This window comes from Atopococcus tabaci DSM 17538 (assembly GCF_000429585.1).
Classification (GTDB): Bacteria; Bacillota; Bacilli; order Lactobacillales; family Carnobacteriaceae_A; genus Atopococcus; species Atopococcus tabaci.
The window spans coordinates 14,338-33,175 of sequence record NZ_AUCD01000017.1; the positions used below are offsets into that span (position 1 = coordinate 14,338).

At 47.2% G+C, this 18,838-nt stretch carries 19 protein-coding genes and 1 pseudogene; 16 read left to right on the forward strand and 4 right to left on the reverse strand.

Going from position 1 to position 18,838, the window contains the following annotated elements; translation table 11 throughout:
- Nucleotides 1-118: 118 nt before the first annotated feature.
- Nucleotides 119-1,495 (forward strand): LysM peptidoglycan-binding domain-containing protein, encoded by a 1,377-nt coding sequence (locus G470_RS13790; RefSeq protein WP_028273732.1) that lies wholly within the window; start codon nt 119-121, stop codon nt 1,493-1,495.
- Here the strand turns inward: G470_RS13790 and brnQ are convergent.
- A complete protein-coding gene (brnQ, locus tag G470_RS12660; RefSeq protein ID WP_051258411.1) occupies nt 1,458-2,108 on the reverse strand; it encodes a branched-chain amino acid transport system II carrier protein in 651 nt (216 codons plus the stop codon). The genes G470_RS13790 and brnQ overlap by 38 nt on opposite strands.
- Before the next feature lie 243 nt (nt 2,109-2,351).
- Between brnQ and G470_RS0104175 the strand changes: the two genes are divergently transcribed.
- From G470_RS0104175 to G470_RS0104195, 5 genes are all read left to right on the forward strand, one after another.
- On the forward strand, nt 2,352-3,428 hold the full coding sequence (locus G470_RS0104175; RefSeq protein WP_028273733.1) for an extracellular solute-binding protein: 1,077 nt from the start codon (nt 2,352-2,354) through the stop codon (nt 3,426-3,428).
- 75 nt (nt 3,429-3,503) lie between these two features.
- Nucleotides 3,504-4,526 carry an ABC transporter ATP-binding protein gene (locus G470_RS0104180; RefSeq protein ID WP_028273734.1) on the forward strand — a complete coding sequence of 341 codons (1,023 nt, stop codon included), beginning with the start codon at nt 3,504-3,506 and terminating at the stop codon, nt 4,524-4,526.
- Nucleotides 4,527-4,528: 2 nt separating this feature from the next.
- Entirely contained in the window at nt 4,529-6,358 is a 1,830-nt protein-coding gene (locus G470_RS12665; protein ID WP_084172076.1) for an ABC transporter permease, read from the forward strand.
- Nucleotides 6,355-8,169, forward strand: a complete 1,815-nt coding sequence (locus tag G470_RS0104190; RefSeq protein WP_028273735.1) for an ElyC/SanA/YdcF family protein — start codon at nt 6,355-6,357, stop codon at nt 8,167-8,169. The genes G470_RS12665 and G470_RS0104190 overlap by 4 nt, the downstream gene beginning before the upstream one ends.
- Before the next feature lie 79 nt (nt 8,170-8,248).
- Complete coding sequence (locus G470_RS0104195) at nt 8,249-8,776, forward strand: GNAT family N-acetyltransferase (RefSeq protein WP_051258412.1); 528 nt, start codon at nt 8,249-8,251, stop codon at nt 8,774-8,776.
- Nucleotides 8,777-8,934: 158 nt separating this feature from the next.
- Here G470_RS0104195 and ybaK read toward each other — a convergent pair whose 3' ends face one another.
- Both ybaK and G470_RS0104210 read right to left on the reverse strand, forming a co-directional pair.
- Nucleotides 8,935-9,414: a Cys-tRNA(Pro) deacylase gene (ybaK, locus tag G470_RS0104205; protein WP_028273737.1), complete on the reverse strand. Its 480-nt coding sequence runs from the start codon at nt 9,412-9,414 to the stop codon at nt 8,935-8,937.
- Nucleotides 9,415-9,486: 72 nt separating this feature from the next.
- Nucleotides 9,487-10,047: a TetR/AcrR family transcriptional regulator gene (locus G470_RS0104210; protein WP_028273738.1), complete on the reverse strand. Its 561-nt coding sequence runs from the start codon at nt 10,045-10,047 to the stop codon at nt 9,487-9,489.
- Between the two features lie 184 nt (nt 10,048-10,231).
- On the opposite strand from G470_RS0104210, the gene G470_RS0104215 reads away from it, so the two are divergent.
- The 10 genes and pseudogenes from G470_RS0104215 to G470_RS0104255 all read left to right on the forward strand — a co-directional run bounded on the left by G470_RS0104215 (nt 10,232) and on the right by G470_RS0104255 (nt 18,510).
- A complete protein-coding gene (locus G470_RS0104215; protein ID WP_028273739.1) occupies nt 10,232-10,801 on the forward strand; it encodes an NADPH-dependent FMN reductase in 570 nt (189 codons plus the stop codon).
- Nucleotides 10,802-11,019: 218 nt separating this feature from the next.
- Nucleotides 11,020-11,556 (forward strand): DUF3267 domain-containing protein, encoded by a 537-nt coding sequence (locus tag G470_RS0104220; protein ID WP_028273740.1) that lies wholly within the window; start codon nt 11,020-11,022, stop codon nt 11,554-11,556.
- Nucleotides 11,557-11,681: 125 nt separating this feature from the next.
- A complete protein-coding gene (locus G470_RS0104225; RefSeq protein ID WP_028273741.1) occupies nt 11,682-12,404 on the forward strand; it encodes a purine nucleoside phosphorylase YfiH/LACC1 family protein in 723 nt (240 codons plus the stop codon).
- An 18-nt stretch (nt 12,405-12,422) separates the two neighbouring features.
- Nucleotides 12,423-12,788: a thioesterase family protein gene (locus G470_RS0104230; protein ID WP_028273742.1), complete on the forward strand. Its 366-nt coding sequence runs from the start codon at nt 12,423-12,425 to the stop codon at nt 12,786-12,788.
- A 407-nt stretch (nt 12,789-13,195) separates the two neighbouring features.
- Nucleotides 13,196-14,551 (forward strand): annotated as a pseudogene (locus G470_RS12670) (MFS transporter).
- An 86-nt stretch (nt 14,552-14,637) separates the two neighbouring features.
- Nucleotides 14,638-14,994 (forward strand): VTC domain-containing protein, encoded by a 357-nt coding sequence (locus G470_RS14980; RefSeq protein WP_205617883.1) that lies wholly within the window; start codon nt 14,638-14,640, stop codon nt 14,992-14,994.
- The gene (locus tag G470_RS14985; protein ID WP_276202776.1) at nt 14,988-15,368 is read left to right on the forward strand and encodes a VTC domain-containing protein; all 381 of its coding nucleotides are present in this window, start codon (nt 14,988-14,990) and stop codon (nt 15,366-15,368) included. Before G470_RS14980 ends, G470_RS14985 begins: the two co-directional genes overlap by 7 nt.
- Nucleotides 15,369-15,400: 32 nt before the next feature.
- Complete coding sequence (locus tag G470_RS0104245; protein ID WP_028273743.1) at nt 15,401-16,069, forward strand: DUF4956 domain-containing protein; 669 nt, start codon at nt 15,401-15,403, stop codon at nt 16,067-16,069.
- Between the two features lie 140 nt (nt 16,070-16,209).
- Nucleotides 16,210-17,643, forward strand: a complete 1,434-nt coding sequence (locus G470_RS0104250; protein ID WP_028273744.1) for an FAD/NAD(P)-binding protein — start codon at nt 16,210-16,212, stop codon at nt 17,641-17,643.
- 48 nt (nt 17,644-17,691) lie between these two features.
- Complete coding sequence (locus G470_RS0104255; RefSeq protein ID WP_028273745.1) at nt 17,692-18,510, forward strand: aldo/keto reductase family protein; 819 nt, start codon at nt 17,692-17,694, stop codon at nt 18,508-18,510.
- 120 nt (nt 18,511-18,630) lie between these two features.
- Here the strand turns inward: G470_RS0104255 and G470_RS12680 are convergent.
- Nucleotides 18,631-18,838 (reverse strand): transposase (locus G470_RS12680; protein ID WP_035445056.1); only part of this gene is annotated, 208 nt, incomplete at its 5' end.

Below are 18,838 nucleotides of genomic sequence, written 5' to 3' on the forward strand. Positions count from 1 at the left end.
AATAGGTTCGGTTACAAGTATATTAAGACTTAAAGAAAAACGTGCGTTTTAATACTGACAATGCGTATACTGACACTTGTACAATCTTAATCATCAAGAAAAGAGGTTTCTGACTTAAATGAGTAGAAATGATGTAGAGAAAGTGACGAAGAAACAGTTGCGCAAAGTGAAAAAGAAATGGGTAGTGGTGGCTGCAGCGGTGCTGGTTGGAGCCGGAGGATTTTATGCGGATGCCAATGAAAAGGCGACGGAAACTGAAGAAGCAACAGCTGTACATAAAGAAGAAAGAAAGGTCTCTCCATGGCGTGCCAATAAGGTCAGTGAAGTGAAAGAAGAAGTGGAGACACAGCAGTCTGCTGACAACCTTTCCTATCATATCCAATGGGGAGACACGTTGTGGGCTTTGAGTCAGGCAACAGGAATTTCAGTCAATGAGTTGGCTCAAGTCAACGACATTTGGAATCCGGATCTGATTTTTGCCAACGATTATTTGGAGGGTGTATTGTCCGAATCAAAAGAAACCCGTCCGGCTGTAGAGCAGGTGGTTCAAGAAGAAGCTGCTGCGCCGGTTGTGGAAGAACCCGCTGCTGAGCCAGAGCCTGAAGTTGAATCCGCGGAAGAGCCGATTGTTGAAGAAGAGGTTCCGGCAGAAGAACCAGTTGTGGAAGAAGATGTAACTGAAGAAGCGGAAGCGGAAGTTCCAGTTGAAGAAGAGCCAGACGTAGAAGAACCGGCTCCAGAAGAAGCTGAACCTGAAACAGAGGTAGAAGAAACAGAACCGGAAGAAGAAGTCGAAGAAGAAACACCAAGTGAATCAGCTGAAGAAGAGCCAGACGCAAAAGAAGTAGCTCCTGAAGAAGAAGCTCAGTCTGAGGAGATTGAATCAGAAGACGCTGTTGAAGAGGAAGAAACAGAACTAGAACCAAGTGAACCAGTCGAAGAGACTCCAGAAGCAGAGGAGCTTCCAGAAGAACCGATTGTAGAAGAAGAACCAACAACCGAGGAAGACCTTCCAACAGAAGAAGAGCCTGTCGAGGAAGAAACAGCAGAGGAAATTCCTGTTGAAGAAGAACTCCCAGAAGAACCTGCACAAGAAGAATCTTCTCAAGAAGAGACTCCAGAAGAAACCCCGTTTGAAGAAGAAGTTGTAGAGGAGGCGCCTGCACCAACTGAAGAATCCGAACTGCCCGTGGAAGAACCAGTAGAAGACGAGCCGGTTGCGGATGTGGTTGTACCGGAAGAAAATAGTGAAGTGGAGGAAGTCGAACCAGAAGAAGAACTGGATGTCGAGGATGTCATCGTTTCTGAAGACATTGTTGAGCCACAAGACGATATCGAAACCGAGCAAGACACTGCAGTGGTCACCGATCCAAGCTCCCATACAGACGCTTCGGAACCGTTCATTTGGCCGGCTCAAGGCTACGTGTCTTCTGACTATGGCTACCGTATCCATCCGGTTACCGGATGCTGCGGATGGAATTCAGCACAACAATAGAAAAAGCGATGGCTGCGATGGCATCCATTGTCAGATACCCTTCAAGGAAGCCTGTGGCAAAAGGAGCATCTGCATTGAAAGTCGGATGGACCATCTGCGGTTCATTTGAAAAGTACAGGAAAAATGCGCGGACAATCAAAGCAATGATCGTCACCAACAGAGTCGGCGTTAAAAACTTTCCGATTGTGTCAGATAAATCCGCCGGGCTGAGAGCAATCCACAGCACCAAAGCAAAGAAACCGATGGTGAAGAGAAACAATGTGATATCAGACGGACTGGAAAGGAAGGGAACGATGCCCATCTCGTATGCAGTTGTGGCAGTCCGTGGAATGGCAAAAAATGGTCCGATTGTCAGGTAAATGACCATCAACAGTCCAATGGAGAAGAACGGATGGATGTGTTTCAACGACTCCCGGTAGCCGCCTTCTGAAATCGAACCGACGATCATACTCAACAAAGGCAGCCCTACACCGGTCAAAGCGAATCCGAGTATAGCCAGCCAGAAGTGATCGCCTGCCTCAAACCCTAAGGCAGGAGGGAAAATCAAATTGCCTGCCCCGAAGAACATGGCAAAGAGCATAAAACCAACAATAAAAACTTGCTTTGTATTCATGAAACGATCCTTTCTATCAAACATTAACTTACCTATTGTAGTAAGAAAACCTTGGAACCACAAGGATAATTTCTCTAAATTCGCACAGGTAGGAAGGGAAACACTTTTGTTTTCGGCCGGCTGAAAAGCAATTTTTTAACAGGAACTAAACCATCTTTTACATAAAGCAAACGAAAGGCTTACATATGTTTGCTACGATGAAGTCGACAACAAAGAACAACACAAAAAGGAGAATCTTACGGGATGAAAAAGAAATGGGCTTTAGGGTTACTGTCTGCAGCTTCTATCGCAACGTTGGCCGGATGTGCTTCCGGCGAAAGTGCAGATACTGCTGGAGCAGCTGGGGAAAACGGCGGGGACGACACCATTTTAGTGTATTCCAACTCACTGGCGGACGGCAGACAAGAATGGATCGATGAACAGGCGAAAGAAGCCGACTTTGACGTTGAATATGTAGACGCAGGAGGCGGGGATATTTTGAACCGCTTGCTGGCGGAAAAAAATGCTCCACAAGCAGACGTCGCATTCGGGATGGACGAAGCGATGTTCTTCCAATTGAAAAATGAAGGTTTGCTGGTTGAATTTGAACCGGAGTGGATCAGTGAGATTCCAGGAGAAGCCAATATAGGAGACGGATATTTCCATCCGCTAGTGGAACAACGGATCTTCATGATTCACAATCCGGAACACGTCAGTGCGGAAGAAGCACCAAACAATTGGCAGGACCTCGGAAACAATCCAGACATTGCCGGGCAATATTTGGTGCCGAACGAGTTAGGCGGCGGAACCAACCAAAAAGCGATTTTGAGCATTCTCCTGCAATACGTGGATGAAAACGGCGAGCTTGGCATCGCGCAAGAAGGTTGGGATGAGGTAGAGAAATACTTGGCGAACGGGTACATGCTTGCTGAAGGCGAAGACAAGTGGCAAACCTTCAAAGATGGGTCGGTGCCGGTGGGTTACCACTTCTCCGGCGGGATTCCAAATGTAGAAGAAGAGTACGGCATCACGATCGAACCGGTCAATCCGGAACAAGGCGTTGTGACGATGCGGGAACAAATCGGAATCATCAACAAAGGGGAAGACCACGACTACTCCAAAGCGGAAGAATTCGTTGAATGGTTCGGAAGCGAGGACATTCAAGCTGGATTTGTGGAAGAGTTCGGCGGGGTGCCGGTAAACGAAGCCGCTTTTGACAGCGCGCCTGAAAGACTGCAGGAAATCGCTAATGCCACCACACCGATGGACATTGACTGGAATTTTGTTCAAGAAAACTTGAACGCCTGGATGGAAAAAGTTGAATTAGAATTGATGCCTTAATGGAATCAGCCCAAAGCGAAATAGTCACTTATTTCGCTTTTTGGCATTTACTTATACGATTGAGGAGAAATAAAGATGATAGAAATAAAAGACCTGCAAGTGAAATACGATGACTTTACCGCCATCGACAACGTCAATTTTGAAGTGAAAGAAGGAGAGTTTTTCACTTTGTTGGGACCTTCCGGATGCGGAAAGACGACCACCTTGCGCTCGATTGCCGGGTTCATCAAGCCAAGCAAAGGCAGCATCGAACTCAACGGGAAGAACATCATCCCCACACCGGTTGAAAAGAGAGGGCTGGGGATGATCTTCCAATCGTACGCATTGTTCCCGACGATGACCGTGTACGACAACATTGCCTATGGATTGAAAATCGAAAAACATCCGAAAAACAAAATCCACGACCTTGTGTATGAATTGGCCCAATTGGTGGAACTCAACAACGAGCAACTGCAAAAAAACGTGTCGGACTTATCCGGCGGCCAACAGCAACGGGTCGCCATCGCACGGGCATTGGCGAAAAAGCCGAGTACGGTGTTGTTTGACGAACCGCTCTCCAACTTGGATGCCAAACTGAGAAAACAGTTGCGTGCCGAGTTGAAACGGATCCAGCGCGAAAACGGGATGACCGCCATCTACGTGACCCATGACCAAGACGAAGCGTTGGAAATTTCCGATCACATCGCCGTCTTCAACAATGGGAAAATTGAACAAATCGGCACACCGAGAGAAATCTATGACCGGTCCGCAACGGAATTTGTCTGTAACTTCATCGGAGAAGCCAACTTTTTGGGCAAGCCGTTGGTGAGTTACCTCAACGACCATTCGCCGGCACGCCGGTTCGACTTGGACGCCCAGCATTACATCCGGGAAGAGAAGATCAAGCTTTGGGCGCCGGAAGGAAGCGATGCGGTTCCGGTGAAGGTGCACGTGTTGGACGAAGTGTTTTACGGCACCTTTACCACGTACAGCTGTCAGTTCAGCGATACGACACTGAAAATCATGGTCAAAGAAGATGGAACAGCTGCGGTTGAGTCCGGGAAAGAACTGACGGTTTACATTGACCCGAAAGACATATTGGAATATAAGGGGGCATAACGATGAGCATCCCTAAGTGGAATCAATTCAAAGAAGCGAATTTCTTGTCCAGGGTGCCGTTTTTGGCGTTCTGCCTGTTCATCGGCTGGTTTATCTTCATGTTTCTTCTGCTGCCAAACGTGACGGTCCTTATTGACACTTTTTGGGCGGATGGTCAGTTGAGTTTTTCCGCCTTTGAACGGTTGTCTAAATCCGACCGCGCCATCCAATCGGTACTGAATTCTTTTCTACTGGCGGCGGTGTTGACGTTCACCGTCAATGCGGTGGGCACCTTCATCGTACTGGTGACAGAATACTTTGACATTAAAGGCGCCAACCTTTTGCGTTTGGGTTTCATGTCGACATTCGTTTTCAGCGGAATGGTCTTGAACAACGGATACCTGTATGTGTACGGCGACAGCGGACTTTTGACCAAACTGTTGCTGCAGGTTTTCCCAAACATGGATCCTAATTGGTTCACAGGCTTTCCGGCCGTTGTCTTTGTCATGACGTTTGCCTGTACGACGAACCATATGCTGTTCTTGCGGAACGGTGTGAAAGGGTTGGATAACAATACCATTGAAGCAGCCAAAAACTTGGGCAGCAATCAAGGGCAGGTGTTGAAAGACGTTGTATTCCCAACACTTAAGCCGATTTTGATTACGTTGGTGATCATGACGTTCCAGTTGGGACTCGGTGCGATGGCGGCGCCAATCATGGTGGGAGGCGACTTTGAAACGATTTCGCCTTTGATTTTAACCTTCACCCAGCGCCCGACTTCCCGTGACTTGGCTGCACTGCTGTCTATGATTTTAGGCATCGCGCAGATTGTATTCTTGGTGGTGATGACAAAAAATGAGAAAAAAGGCAACTACATGTCCATCTCCAAAACAAAAACCCGTGTCACCAAGCAAAAAATTACCCATCCAGTGGTGAACGGCCTCGTTCACGCGGTGTCTTATATTCTGTTTTTTATTTATACTACGCCGTTGGTTTTGGTTGTATTGTTCTCGTTCATGAATTTGCAAGGCATTTCGCAGTCAATTTTGTCCTGGGAGTACTTCACGTTGGACAACTACATCAATATCTTGGCGGACCGCAACAGTTATGGCCCGCTGTTGACCAGCATCGGGTATTCCGGCATTGCCGCTGTCCTGGCTGTTTTGTTTATGACCTTGGTGGCACGAATCGTCATGAAGAACCGAAACAGCAAGCTGGCACAGACGATGGAATACTTGTTCTACATTCCGTGGCTGCTGCCGGCATTGATGATTGCGTTGGGATTGATTTTGGCGTACGATGCGCCGTCTTCCCTGTTGTTCGGAAACAGTGTGGTGGGTAGCGTCTGGATCCTGCCGCTGACGTATATGATCATGATGCTGCCGTCGACTTTGCGGTACATCAAAGGGGCCTACTATTCGTTCGATGACTACTTGGAAGACGCGTCACGAATTTTGGGTGCTTCTTCCATCCGTACGTTTTTGCAAATCATTCTTCCAGCACTGCTTCCAACCGCATTGGCGCTGGTGGCGCTCAATTTCAATACGTACTTGGCAGATTATGACTTATCGGCGTTCTTGTACCATTCGGCGTATCCAACCATGGGAATTGCCATTCGATCCAACGCGGACGCAACGACAAACATCAATGCCGCTGCGGTCAACTTGGTGTATTCGGTGATTTTGATGGCCGTCAGTTCGGTCATGTTCTACTTGATATACGGCCGCGGTTCACAGGCCGGTGAAAGAAGAAGCGGCATCAAGAAGACGAAAAAAACACTGAAAACGCCGCTGACAGAAACAGAAATGTCACAAGTGGCACCAGGAAAACCAGCAGTGGGGGATAACGGATGAGACGCAATGCATTTTTGGAGACATTGAAAAACACCCCATTCCTTATTATGTCTCACAGAGGGTTTTGGGGAGGCAACATCATCGAAAACACCATTGAATCTTCTTTATTGGCATTCAAAGCAGGTGCCGACATTGTGGAGGTGGATGTCTGCCGCACCGCTGACCATCAATACTATCTGTTCCACGACGGCGGCGAACCCCGGCTGCTGTCGCGGACGGAAAACTTTCATGAACTGACGTCTGCGGAAGTGGACGCCATTGAAGTGAAGAATTCCCTCGACACAAATTCGGGCTACAAAGTCAACAAACTGCACGAATTCCTGAACTGGCTGCCTGAACACGGCCTGGTGAACTTGGACCGGTCGTGGAAATATTGGGAAGACCCGGAATTCTTCCGTATTCTGGAGGAGTCCGGAAAAAGCGGGCAGTTGGTGTTGAAGTCACCGGTAAAAAAAGAATATTTAGAGAGCTTTTCTAAAAACGGTGCCGGATTCTTGTATATTCCAATCGTCAAAGACAAGGCAGAGCTGGATGTCTTGTTGATGTATCCGGATATTCACGTCATCGGCGTGGAACTCGTGGTGCCTGACTTGGATTCCGATCTTTTGGACCGCCGTTTAATCAATCAACTCCATCAAATGGATCTGTTCGTTGTGGCAAACGCAGAGAAATTGGGAAGCAGCTTCCATCTGTTTGGCGGACTGGATGATGACGCTGCGCTGTTTGACGAAAGCAAGTGGGCATTGTTTCTCGAAAAGGGAGTGGACGTCATCCAAACCGATTGGCCCAATTTCTTGTCCGATTACCGTGAAAAGATGGGAAAACAAAAGAATGCTCGAGACGTTGTGATCGAGAACGACCCGGGGGATTTAAACCGGGAAGCGTTGATTCCATATATTGGAAGCCACTTCGAAAAGAAAACAGAATTCAATGAAGTCCTGTATCTGTTGAAAAATTGGCGGTACCGCGACGCGTTGACGTTGCTGGATCAATACATCGCTGAAGACAGAGGGGTGGTGCCCGCTGTACTCTTGAAAGGAGAGGTCCTGGCCGCATTCCATGCATATGAAGAGGCTGTTTTGACCGTGGAAACCGCCCTTCAGTATGAACCGCAAAACCTGCTGGCCGCACGGACGATGGTCATTCTGTATCACCTTTCCTCGGGGGATTCACACGAGCAGGCGTTTTACGAAGCCAAGCTCAAAAACCTTGCCCCGAAAGAATATGAACGGGTAAACCGGATTGTGGAATTCATTGAATCCAACAAGAGGCGTTCATTTCCTGAAATAGACCAGCCGCTGGACCTTTTGTGTGTATACGGCTATGTTCTCAATGACGATGGTTCCATGACGGACCGGTTGGAGAAACGCTTATTGAAAACCATTGACCTGGCACAAAAACACCCCCAAGCGACCATTCTGCTCAGCGGAGGGGCGGTCCAAAATTCTTATTGTGAAGCGGTCGAGATGAAGAAGTACCTCTTGAAAGCAGAAATTGAGGAAAACCGGCTCATCACTCTCCCATACGCCAAAGACACCGTCGGAAACGTACTGGAATTTATGGACTATATCGAAAGTGGCCGCTTTTCCACTATCTGTGCCGTCACTTCCATCGAACACCTGTCGCGCGCATGGATGGCGTTGACTGCCGCGTTGAAGGAAAGAAGGTATGAAGCAACCGTTTTTGGGGCAGCTTATGAGGAATCACCCAATCCAGCGATGATTCAATACGAAGATGGATTGATTTCTTCCACAGTTTTCCAAACGACGGAATATTATCGGAATCATTTTCATCCGATCAAAACACTCTAGCACAGGCTGGGGTGTTTTTTGTCCACAATAATGAGCTGAAAACAAGTATAATGAAACAGAATGAGAAGGAGGAGGCCAATTGAATACTATTACTTATAAATTTATCACCAAAGAAACGGCGCAAGAGTTGCGCCTGCCCAATGAACCGTTCAACATTTTCGGACGGATGGTGGTGAACCGGATAGAGGATGAATGGAGTTACACGACAGAACTGTTTGATGAAACGACCACGATGACCTTTCCCGAGGAAGCGTATGATGTGGATCAAATCAATCGAGATGGTTTTGCGATCGGTGCGTATGACGGAGAAATCTGTGTGGGGCTGGCAGTTTATCAAAACGAATGGGCGAAATACATGTACTTACACGACTTGAAAGTCAACAAAGCTTACCGCAAACACGGTATCGCAGGAGAATTGATCACCAGAGGACTGGAAGAAGCGAAAAAACGAGGGTATGCGGGGGTATTTACTATCGGGCAGGACAACAATTTGGCCGCCTGCAAATTTTATTTGAAACAGGGATTTGTCATCGGCGGGCTGAACACCCATGGGTACAACCACACCCCGCAGGAAGGAAAAGCGGACATTTATTTTTACTTGGAATGACAAAAAAAGCTGAACTCTTCAGTTACATGAGGAGTTCAGCTTTTTTGATGGAAGAAAGATGGCCACTTTTCCATGAAGCGGCTTCTCACGGAAGAGTGGAGACTGTCGGCAGCGTCGCTCTTCCGTGACGGGAAGTTTCACGGAAAAGTGGGCGTTGTTTACGCTTTTGCCACATCCGCAAATTGCACATCGATCAACTTTTCCAAATCATGCGGTGCAATTTCCACGGAAACACCGACTTTCCCGGCACTGAAAATGATGGTGTCAAACGCAGTGGCGGATTGGTGCACCGTGGTTTTGAAGTCTTTCTTCATGCCGATGGGGGAACACCCTCCGTGACGGTAACCGGTCAGCGGCAAGAGTTCTTTCTCTTTGATCATGCCGATGCTTTTTTCACCGACGGCTTTGGCGGCTTTTTTCAAATCCAATTCGGAGTTCACCGGAACCACGAATACATAATGTTCTTTGGACTTGCCCTCCGTCACCAGCGTTTTGAACTGCTGGTTGGGGTCGTTGCCCATTTTTTGCGCGACGTCCACGCCGTTTGCGACATCGTCACCAAAGTAATGATGTTCTTCATAATCGACGCCGTGCTGTTCCAACAGGCGCATCACATTGGTTTTCTTGATTCCAGCCATTCTATCCCTGCTTTCTATTTATGAAATCAAAGGTCTGTAATAAAACAAGAGGGGACACAGCCAAAAGTAAAATTAGTGCTTCAAACCGTTCAAAAGAAATGGCATCACCGATTCGATGTATTCTTTTGGAGGGATGTTTTGATTTTGTTTTAGCCAATCTTCGCTCATACCGTATAAGGTGTGCGACAACATGTTCGCCACACGTTTGATCAATTGGATGTCACTTAAAACCGTGTGCTCCATCAACATAGACGAAAAGAGATGGGTGAGTTCCGCGTGCAAAATCCGTTCCACCGTATCTTTTTCATTTGTGGTGCTGCAATAGTGGTCGACGGTTTGTGCAAAGTCCGCCAAAGACAGAAAAACTTCTTCAATCGTAGTCTTGATGGAGAGGTTTTGGCTTTTGACTTCGCATCTCAAGTTGAATTGCAAGCGTTCGGAAATCACTTGTTCCAATAAGTCATACTTATCTATGAAGTGATTGTAGAAAGTCGCCCGGTTAATCATAGCTTCTTCCGTGATGTCTTTCACACTGATTTCATGAAACTCGTATTTACTTGAAAGGGCGAGAAAGGAGTCGATGATCAACTTTCTCGTGCGGCGTGTACGTGGATCTGTTTTCGTTTGCTCCATGTGGCAGTCCCCAATCTTTTTTGGTTAAATACAATAAACAACGTTTTTTGAAAAGTGTTGTATAAGCAACACTTTCATAATAATGGTGGTTTTCAATTAAGTCAACTTCTCGTATACTATGACATGTAAGGCACTTACTAAATGTTAGTGAAACGCAAAAACAACATCACAGGAGGCTGTCTAAATGGTCAAAATTGGTATCGTAACAGGAAGCACTCGTGACGCACGCGTCAACACACAAGTAGCAGAATACTTGTTGGAAAAAGCGAAAAGCTTGAACGTGGAAGGCGCAGAATTCGAAATCGTGGACATCAAAGACTTCAACTTGCCAGAATTGAACGAAAACGTTCCGCCGGCAATGGGATTGAAACAATTCGACGCACCAGAAGCGAAACCATGGTCTGACAAAATGGACTCTTTGGACGGGTTCATCTTTGTGACACCTGAATACAACAAAAACATTTCTCCATCTTTGCAAAACGCGCTTTCTTACTTGGCGCCTGAGATGGCAAACAAAGCTGCAGGGATTGTATCTTACGGCTCAACTCTGGGAGTGGCGGCAAACTTTGCATTGCGCAACGTGTTGTCCAACTTCAACACAGCAGTTGTAGGACCGTTCGGAGCATTCAGTTTGTTCACTGACTTCGAAGAAATGAGCACGTTCCGCCCATCTGACGTCCACAACCCAACCATCCAAAGTGTTGTGGAAACAACGGTTGCTTGGAGCAAAGCGTTGAAAACAGTCCGCGGATAATGAATAGGAGGCTGGGACAAAAGTCCCAGCCTCTTCTGCGTTTCCGAATAGGCCAGCGAAAATGCGCTCCAAAATATAGACCCGACGTCCACTTCACGAATAATGCTCGAGGGGCTTCGCCCCTCATCCGCTTATTCGCTCCAGTGGTTCGGGTCTAAACGCATTTTGTCCCGCTCTCTTTTGTTTGGTGTGATAAACTGAGGAAAAGGAGGCAGTCAATGAAACTGATAAAAGAAGTCAACATTATAGAAGATAAAAAGATGATTTGGCGGCTCAATCTCACCAGTTTAGGTCTATGGATTCTCTTTTTTGCCTTGTTTGAAGTACTCGCTTATTGGATCCAAGGAATGAATGTTACGGAAATGACCATTGTAGAGTTATTTATCGGAAGTATCGCTTTGCTGGGATTGCTGGTCATTCACGAATTGATCCATGGATTGTTTTTCAAGCTCTACCAACCTGAAAAGAAAGTAGAATTCGGTTTCAAAAACGGGATGGCTTACGCCACAAGCTCGGACTCGTATTATCCAAGAAACCAATACATATGGATAGCAGCAGCCCCGTTTGTCCTCATTACATTGCTGTTGCTCGCCCTTTTCATTGCCGAGGCACTAAGTAAGGTATTGTTTGTCATGCTGGCTTCCATTCACGCAGCAGGGTGCGTCGGGGATTTCTACTATCTCTATCTGCTCAGCAAGCAGCCCAAGGACATTCAAGTAAAGGACACGGAAAAAGGGATTGAACTCTATCGGTGAGAAACGTACATAGGAAAGATGATGATAATCCGACGACTTCTTGTTTCAAAACGGAAGTCGTTTTTCCTATATACCGCCTGTGCTATAATGAAACGCGAAAACCAACGAAAAAGGAGATGAATCCCATGCATTCATCGTTATTAGAAGAACACGGATTGATTACATACGTGGCGGGAATGGATTACAACTTCCGTTACCAAACTGCCGGTAAAAAAGTGGTGGAGGATGTTGAAAAACTCGTCAAACATCTGGGCGTTTCCCCGCAAAAAATTTATACGGGCCAGCAAGCACACGGCGCGAACGTGGAATATTGTGACGGTGTGAATGGAGAAGAGTTTGCGTTTGGGCGGACATTCAAGGGGACAGACGGCTTGATGACCGACAAAGAAGGCATCGCACTATTGATCAAATATGCGGACTGTACACCCATTGTTTTCTTTGATCCCATCCATCGAGTTCATGCCAGTGTGCATTCAGGATGGCGCGGAACGGTCCAGCGGATAGCTGTGGCAGCCATGGAAAAAATGGAACGTGAATTCGGGACGAAAAGAGAAGAACTCCTCGTGTTCGTCGGACCGTCCATCGACCAAGCCAACTATGAAGTCGGACCGAAAGTATATGAAGCATTCAGCGGGTTTAAACATCGCGATACATACTTCAAACCCGATGGAGAGAAGTTTCGATTAAGCATGACGGACGCCAATGTATCCATCTTACGGGAGGCCGGCATCAAGGATGAACAGATGGACGTGTGCCGCGAATCCACCTACACGAGCGACCGGCTGCACTCGGCACGAAAAGAAGGAAAAGCGTATCAACTGAACGGATTGTTCACTATGTTAAAATAGAGAAAAAGGAGGTGCAGCATGACGACAACATCGACTCTAACGTTTACAGTGAAAGAAACAGAGACGGCGCAATCGGTCGGTTCCGGTGGACTTCCTGTACTCTCCACTCCACATATGATCGCTTATATGGAACATACGGCTTGGAAAGCAGTGGAAAACGAACTGGATGACGTTCAAACAACGGTGGGGACCGCGGTGGATATCAAGCACCTGACATCCACAGACGTTGGGAAAGAAGTGGAACTCACCGCCACGCTGACAGCGTCCAGTGAGAAAACTTTGACATTCCATGTGGAAGCCCGTGCGGACGGTCGTCTTATAGGGGAAGGAACTCACCAACGAGCGGTGATCACGGTTGACCGTTTTTTGGAATCAGTCAAATAAGACACAAAATCACACCCTGTTCTCTTCAAAGCGAGGAGAATGAGGTGTGTTTTATTTTAAAGTTGCTCATGCTTGTTAAAAACTTCTCATTTGTCAAAAAAATGCCATATTCCTCTTGAACAATATGAAGGCGATTTTATGTAGGGATATAAAGGTTTCCGAACTAACGAATAATATTTCACAAATATAGTAAGCGTTTTACATCGTGAAAAAATGATTAAAGGAGGAGGATGCTTTTAAGTTCGCGCATTCGCCAGAGTAGCAGTAAGTAAAAAACGGCAACAACCTTTTTGAAGTCGATATCATAATCCATAGTTAGGAGTTTTAAGATGGCATCATATGACAGCACAGAAACAAGAACACAAGAAACAACCCGTCCTTTTGGGATGCGGGATAAATTGGGGTACATGTTCGGAGACTTGGCGAACGATATGACGTTTATTTTCCAAAGCATGTTCTTGATGTTGTTTTACACGGATGTATTGGGAATCCCAGGTGGAGCAGTCGGAACACTTTTCTTAGTGGCCCGTTTTGTAGACGCCTTCACAGATATCACGATGGGACGAATCGTGGACCGTTCGTAAACAACAGCTGAAGGAAAGTTCAAACCTTGGATTCGCCGCATCGCAGGTCCGGTTGCATTGGCCAGCTTTTTGATGTATCAAACCGGGATGCAGGATGCATCGATGACGATGAAAGTAGTCTATATGTACGCTACTTATATTTTGTGGGGCAGTATCATGTATACCGCCATCAATATTCCATACGGTTCCATGGCTTCAGCGGTTACCAGTAATCCAAACCAACGCACACAATTGTCCATCTTCCGGACAATCGGAGCGACAGTGGCCAGTTTGATTATTGGAGCAGTTGTTCCATTGGTGGTCTTTGAATCTACAGCAGCAGGGCAGGACGTAGTTAAAACAGATTCCACATTCACCATTCTCGCCGGCGTATTTTCTGTATTGGCCATTTTGTTCTATATCTTGTGCCACAAAATGACTACGGAACGTGTGCAGGTCGATGCAGCAGAGGACAGTGAAAAGATGTCGTTTGGCGACGCCATGAAAGCACTCTTGAAAAACCGCTCCATGATTGGAATTGTGTTTGGCGCCTTGTTCTTGATTTTGGCACAATTGATGATCAGCTCGATAAACAACTACGTTTATCCAAACGTTTTTGGAAGCGCAGAAGGCATTTCGTTGATCAATACCATCAACCCGCTGCTCGTCTTGTTTTTTTCTGTTCCTTTGGCCCCTATGTTGGCCCGTAAGTTCGGGAAAAAAGAGTTGGGAACGGGCGCAATGTTTTTCGCTGCAGCCGCATACGGGTTGTTGTTCTTCTTGAAAACAGACAACATGTATGTCTTTATGACACTCAGCGCCTTGGCGTATACCGGTTTTGGAATGTTTAACGCTGTCATTTGGGCAAATATCACCGATGTCATTGATGACGTGGAAGTGGAATCTCACGAACGTCAAGATGGTACCGTTTACTCCGTATATTCTTTCGCACGTAAAATCGGGCAGTCCCTTGCCGGAGCCGCCGGTGGTTGGGCACTGTCTTTGATCAGTTACCAGTCCGGTGTAGCAGTTCAAACGCCGGAAGTAGTGGAAGGCATTTACAATGTTTCGACAGCGGTTCCAGCGCTTGCATTCCTGCTTGCTGGATTGGCCTTGTTGGTCATCTGCCCGTTGTCCAAATCGAAAGTAGAAGAGAACACCCGTATTCTTGAAAAGAGAAGAATGGATCGGGCAGAATAAAAAAAACAAAAAAGTTTCCAAAGACCCCGAAATTTTTCTCGATGCTCCGTAATCTATAGTATCGCCAAAAAATGGAGGAGAAGGGTATGGAACAAATACAAACAAAAGCACGTCCGCTCAACTTGACGGTCTCTCGGAGTGAATTAAAATTTTTGATCGGGTTGGAAGACCGATTGTACTTAATTAGAGCGCTGGATGCGTTGTTGATCCCAGATGCATATGGAGACTACAACGGCTATCCCGTCCGCAGCGTCTACTTCGACGGGTTGGACAATCAGGACTATGTCGAAAAAGTCCACAAGTTTGATTTCAAAAAGAGGGTGCGCTTGCGGGCTTATTCGCCACATGATAAAACAGCCAAATTTGAAATCAAAAAAAATGGACCCACAGTCAAATCAAAGATTCGGTCATCGTTTCCCGCGAAGATGCACAGGAAATGCTGAAGGGGAATTTTGAAGTGTTGAAAAAGTACGACGACGAAACGGCCGAACTCGGCTACCACATCTGTACAACGATGGGGTACCGGCCGGTGTCGATGGTGGAATACATGCGGCGGGCCTACACCCACCCACAGTTCAATACACGGATTACGTTGGACAACGAGCTGCGCTACACAAACACCAATTTCGACTTGTTCACCACCGAAGAACCGAACTACACGACGGTGACGGACTTAACCGAAACAATTTTGGAAGTGAAGTACGAAAAGTACTTGTTCCCGTACGTTCAAGACGTCTTGAAGAAATGCAACTTAAAAAAATGCCCCATCAGCAAATTCGGTTCGTCAAGAGCGTTGCTGAATAAATTTTACAACTAAAAAATATAAACATATAAATGGAGGAAAAAACAATGACACAATTACTTTCACTAAACCAACTAAACACACAACCGGCATCTACCATCACTTGGGGAATGATCCTCGTCAGTTTAGGATTCGCCCTGCTGCAGGCAGCGGTGATGTTCGGAACGTTCAGAAAGATGCACACGAAAATGTCTTATGACGAGAACTACAACATCATGCTGGTAATGCTGGCGATTGTTTCCACGATTTTGATGCAGTTGATCCAAACCAACGTAGCTCTGTCCCTCGGGATGCTGGGTTCCTTGTCTCTGGTTCGTTTCCGTACCAACATCAAAGATCCGCGTGACATCGGCTTTGTCTTTTGGGCGATGGGCATCGGATTGGCTTCCGCAAGCCATGCGTTTCTCCTGGGCTTCCTTGGAACAGCGCTGCTTGCCGGACTTATGATCTGGTCCAGCAAAAACCATGTCGCCGCCGACGCCATGCTCATCGTAGTCCGCGGCAGCCAGGCGGATGCGGAAAACATCACGGCCACCGTTGCTTACTATTCCAACACGAGCCGCGTCAAAGCCCACAACTTGCTGGCCAACTCGTTTGAGCTAGTGTATGAAGTGAAAGCTTCCGAAGAACGCCAAGTGAGCCTGGCGGAAAAACTCAAAGACTTGGACGGAGTGGACACGGTGAACGTCCTGGCTCCAAGTGCAGAGATGGCATAAGCATCGAACTACGAAAAGTCGCAGAACCGGCAATTTTCCCGCTGGCGTTTCTGCGGCTTTTTTAGTATGTGTACCTAGAAATAGAGGGCGGAGACCCTGTGTGTTATTATAGAGAAAATCACACGGAAGGGATTGACAAGATGAAAGTTGCGGTAATCGGTACAGGCGTGGCGGGAGTCAGCGTTTTGCGTGAAATGGCACGCCAGAAGAAAAAAATTCCGGAAATGGAAGTGGTTGTGTTCGGCGATGCCCAAACATTTGGCACCGGCCTGCCGTATCAAACAGATGACGATGGGTTGCTGCTTAACCAGACGCCCGAAACGATGTCCATCATGCCGGATGACCCGGATCATTTCGTCCGTTGGCTGCAACGCCACACCCAATGGACAGACCCATACGGGAAAAACGTGCCGCGAAACTTGTACGGCGAGTACTTGCGAACGGTGATGCATAATCTGCTGGATGAACTCAATGCCGAGATCCACGAAGAAAAAGTCGATGAAATCCATATGGAAAAAAACAACCGGTTTGCGGTTGTGTATGGACGGAAACGTCAGGTGGTGGACGCCGTTCATCTGTGCATCGGGCATCTCCCGTATAGCGACCCTTATCAACTCAAAGGAGAATTGAATTACATCCACCATCCTTATCCAGTACATAAAAAGTTGTCCCAGATTCCGGAGGGGGCTGCGGTCGGCATTATCGGAACCGGCCTCACCGCCATTGATCTGTTGCTGTACTTGCAAAAGGAAAAAGAGAATGTGCGCATCCATTTGACCTCTTTGGACAATTCCTTTGGAGCGGTCCGCGGGGAAGAACAGCCGGTTCCTCTGGTTTATTTCTCCAAAGAGCGCATTTTCAAAGAAAGAGAAAAGCACAACGGCTTCATTCCGCTGGAAGTGCTGGTGGAGTGGTTCAAAAAAGAAGCAGCCCTTCATCGGGTTTCCGCTAAAGAGATGTGGAAGACGTACGGAGAAGGCACCATCGACGGGATGAAACGGGATTTAAGCCGTTTGGATGACATTGGCCGTTTCCAGTCCGTCATCCACCAGTTGGACGATGTGCTTCCTGAGCTGTGGGAATCCTTGTCCGCAGAAGATAAGGAAACTTTTTTCAAGCGATACGGACGGAAATGGGAAAAATTCAGAAGTCCAATCCCAAAGCGGACCGCCCTCAAACTGCTGGAATTGCATGAAACAGGGAAGTTTCAACTCGCGGGGCGCACAAAACGAATTGTAAAAGAACCTGACTTTTTTCGGATTGAACTGGAAGAAGGAACAGCACTGGAAGTGAACTATATCATCAATGCAACCGGACAAAAGAAACAAGTGGCGCCTGAAGACGAAGAGATGCCGCTTGTCGCTCAGATGCTCGAGGAAGGGCTGCTGCAGGCGGAACCGTTCGGCGGGGTTCAGGTCACTTGGCCGTCTTTGAGCGCCGTCAGTCCGCAGTACGGCCTTCTGCCTCGGTTCAAAGTCTACGGCCAATTGGCATCGGGCGTTCAGTTTGGGAACAACACCGTGGGGATGATTTCCTGGAGCGCCCGGGAAGCGGTGAAATCAAGCCTTTCATGAACACCATTCAATAGAGAATGATATAATGAAAAAAGTGGAGGGATAAATGTGGAATACATCAAATTGAACACAGGTATCGACATTCCGATTCTTGGAAGCGGCACGAACACGTATGGGAAAGAAGGCAACAAATACAAGGGTGAGATCAACGGAGACACCACCGAACTGGAATCCGCCATTGAATCCGGCTACCGTCATTTTGACACGGCAGTTTCGTACCGGAACGAAGCGGTGGTCGGGAAAGCTGTGAAAGAAAGCGGCTTGGATCGAAAAGAGTTTTTCCTGACGTCCAAACTGCCGACCAAGCCCGAATATAAAGAATACCGGGAATCCGAAGAAGCGGTGCGCCGCACAGTGGAAGCCAGCCTGGAAGCATTGGGCGGGGAGTACATCGACCTGTACCTGCTGCACAACGCGTGGGAACCGTTGGAAGACATCGCAGAAGTGTGGAAAGTGTTGGAAGACTATGTCGACCAAGGAAAATTCAAAGCAATCGGCGTCTCCAACTTCAACGAAGAGCAGTTGGGGTATTTATTGGAACACTCCCGCATCAAGCCGGCGCTCAATCAAGTGGTGTCCCACCCGGGGAAATGGAACCACGCCATCATCGAGTACTGCAAAGAACACGGCGTCGTCCCGGAAGCATGGGGGCCGCTCTCCGGTGTGAGCGAAGAAAACAAAACAACGTTGACCCAAATCGGCGACAACTACGACAAAACATGGGCGCAGGTATTGCTGCGGTACCAAATCCAGCGCGGAGTGGTCGTCATTCCGAAATCCCACAACCCGAAACGCCAAAAAGCCAACTTGAACGTCTTTGATTTCGAGTTGACGGAAGAAGAGATTCAAGTGATTGAAAAGATGTAAAGTTAGGGAACAGAAAAAAACTCAAAGCCAATGCGGTTTTGAGTTTTTTTGGCTCTATGTCAAATAGTGTTGGTGAGTCTTTTGAGAGGACAAAGTGATCACTCACTTTGTCCTCTTTTGTTAAACTGCGTCTTCCTCTTCGAAGGTCAATGCTCTTGGCGGATGGGTGGGAGCTGTCAACTGATAACTGATCAAAATTCTGGCACGTAAATTGTAAAAGTTCCGGTACCCGTATCCTGAACGCTTGATATTCTTGATTTTATTGTTCATGCCTTCAATCGCCCCATTCGAGAGGGTGTAAGTAAACGCGTGCCCAATAGATGAGTAG

Coding starts and splice junctions, on each gene's coding strand:
- ybaK (WP_028273737.1), bottom strand. CDS start 9,414: ATGGCTGGAATCAAGAAAACCAATGTGATGCGCCTGTTGGAACAGCAC.
- G470_RS0104175 (WP_028273733.1), top strand. CDS start 2,352: ATGAAAAAGAAATGGGCTTTAGGGTTACTGTCTGCAGCTTCTATCGCA.
- G470_RS14980 (WP_205617883.1), top strand. CDS start 14,638: ATGGAACAAATACAAACAAAAGCACGTCCGCTCAACTTGACGGTCTCT.
- G470_RS14985 (WP_276202776.1), top strand. CDS start 14,988: ATGCTGAAGGGGAATTTTGAAGTGTTGAAAAAGTACGACGACGAAACG.
- G470_RS0104180 (WP_028273734.1), top strand. CDS start 3,504: ATGATAGAAATAAAAGACCTGCAAGTGAAATACGATGACTTTACCGCC.
- G470_RS0104245 (WP_028273743.1), top strand. CDS start 15,401: ATGACACAATTACTTTCACTAAACCAACTAAACACACAACCGGCATCT.
- G470_RS12665 (WP_084172076.1), top strand. CDS start 4,529: ATGAGCATCCCTAAGTGGAATCAATTCAAAGAAGCGAATTTCTTGTCC.
- G470_RS0104215 (WP_028273739.1), top strand. CDS start 10,232: ATGGTCAAAATTGGTATCGTAACAGGAAGCACTCGTGACGCACGCGTC.
- G470_RS0104220 (WP_028273740.1), top strand. CDS start 11,020: ATGAAACTGATAAAAGAAGTCAACATTATAGAAGATAAAAAGATGATT.
- G470_RS0104250 (WP_028273744.1), top strand. CDS start 16,210: ATGAAAGTTGCGGTAATCGGTACAGGCGTGGCGGGAGTCAGCGTTTTG.
- G470_RS0104210 (WP_028273738.1), bottom strand. CDS start 10,047: ATGGAGCAAACGAAAACAGATCCACGTACACGCCGCACGAGAAAGTTG.
- G470_RS0104230 (WP_028273742.1), top strand. CDS start 12,423: ATGACGACAACATCGACTCTAACGTTTACAGTGAAAGAAACAGAGACG.
- brnQ (WP_051258411.1), bottom strand. CDS start 2,108: ATGAATACAAAGCAAGTTTTTATTGTTGGTTTTATGCTCTTTGCCATG.
- G470_RS0104190 (WP_028273735.1), top strand. CDS start 6,355: ATGAGACGCAATGCATTTTTGGAGACATTGAAAAACACCCCATTCCTT.
- G470_RS13790 (WP_028273732.1), top strand. CDS start 119: ATGAGTAGAAATGATGTAGAGAAAGTGACGAAGAAACAGTTGCGCAAA.
- G470_RS0104225 (WP_028273741.1), top strand. CDS start 11,682: ATGCATTCATCGTTATTAGAAGAACACGGATTGATTACATACGTGGCG.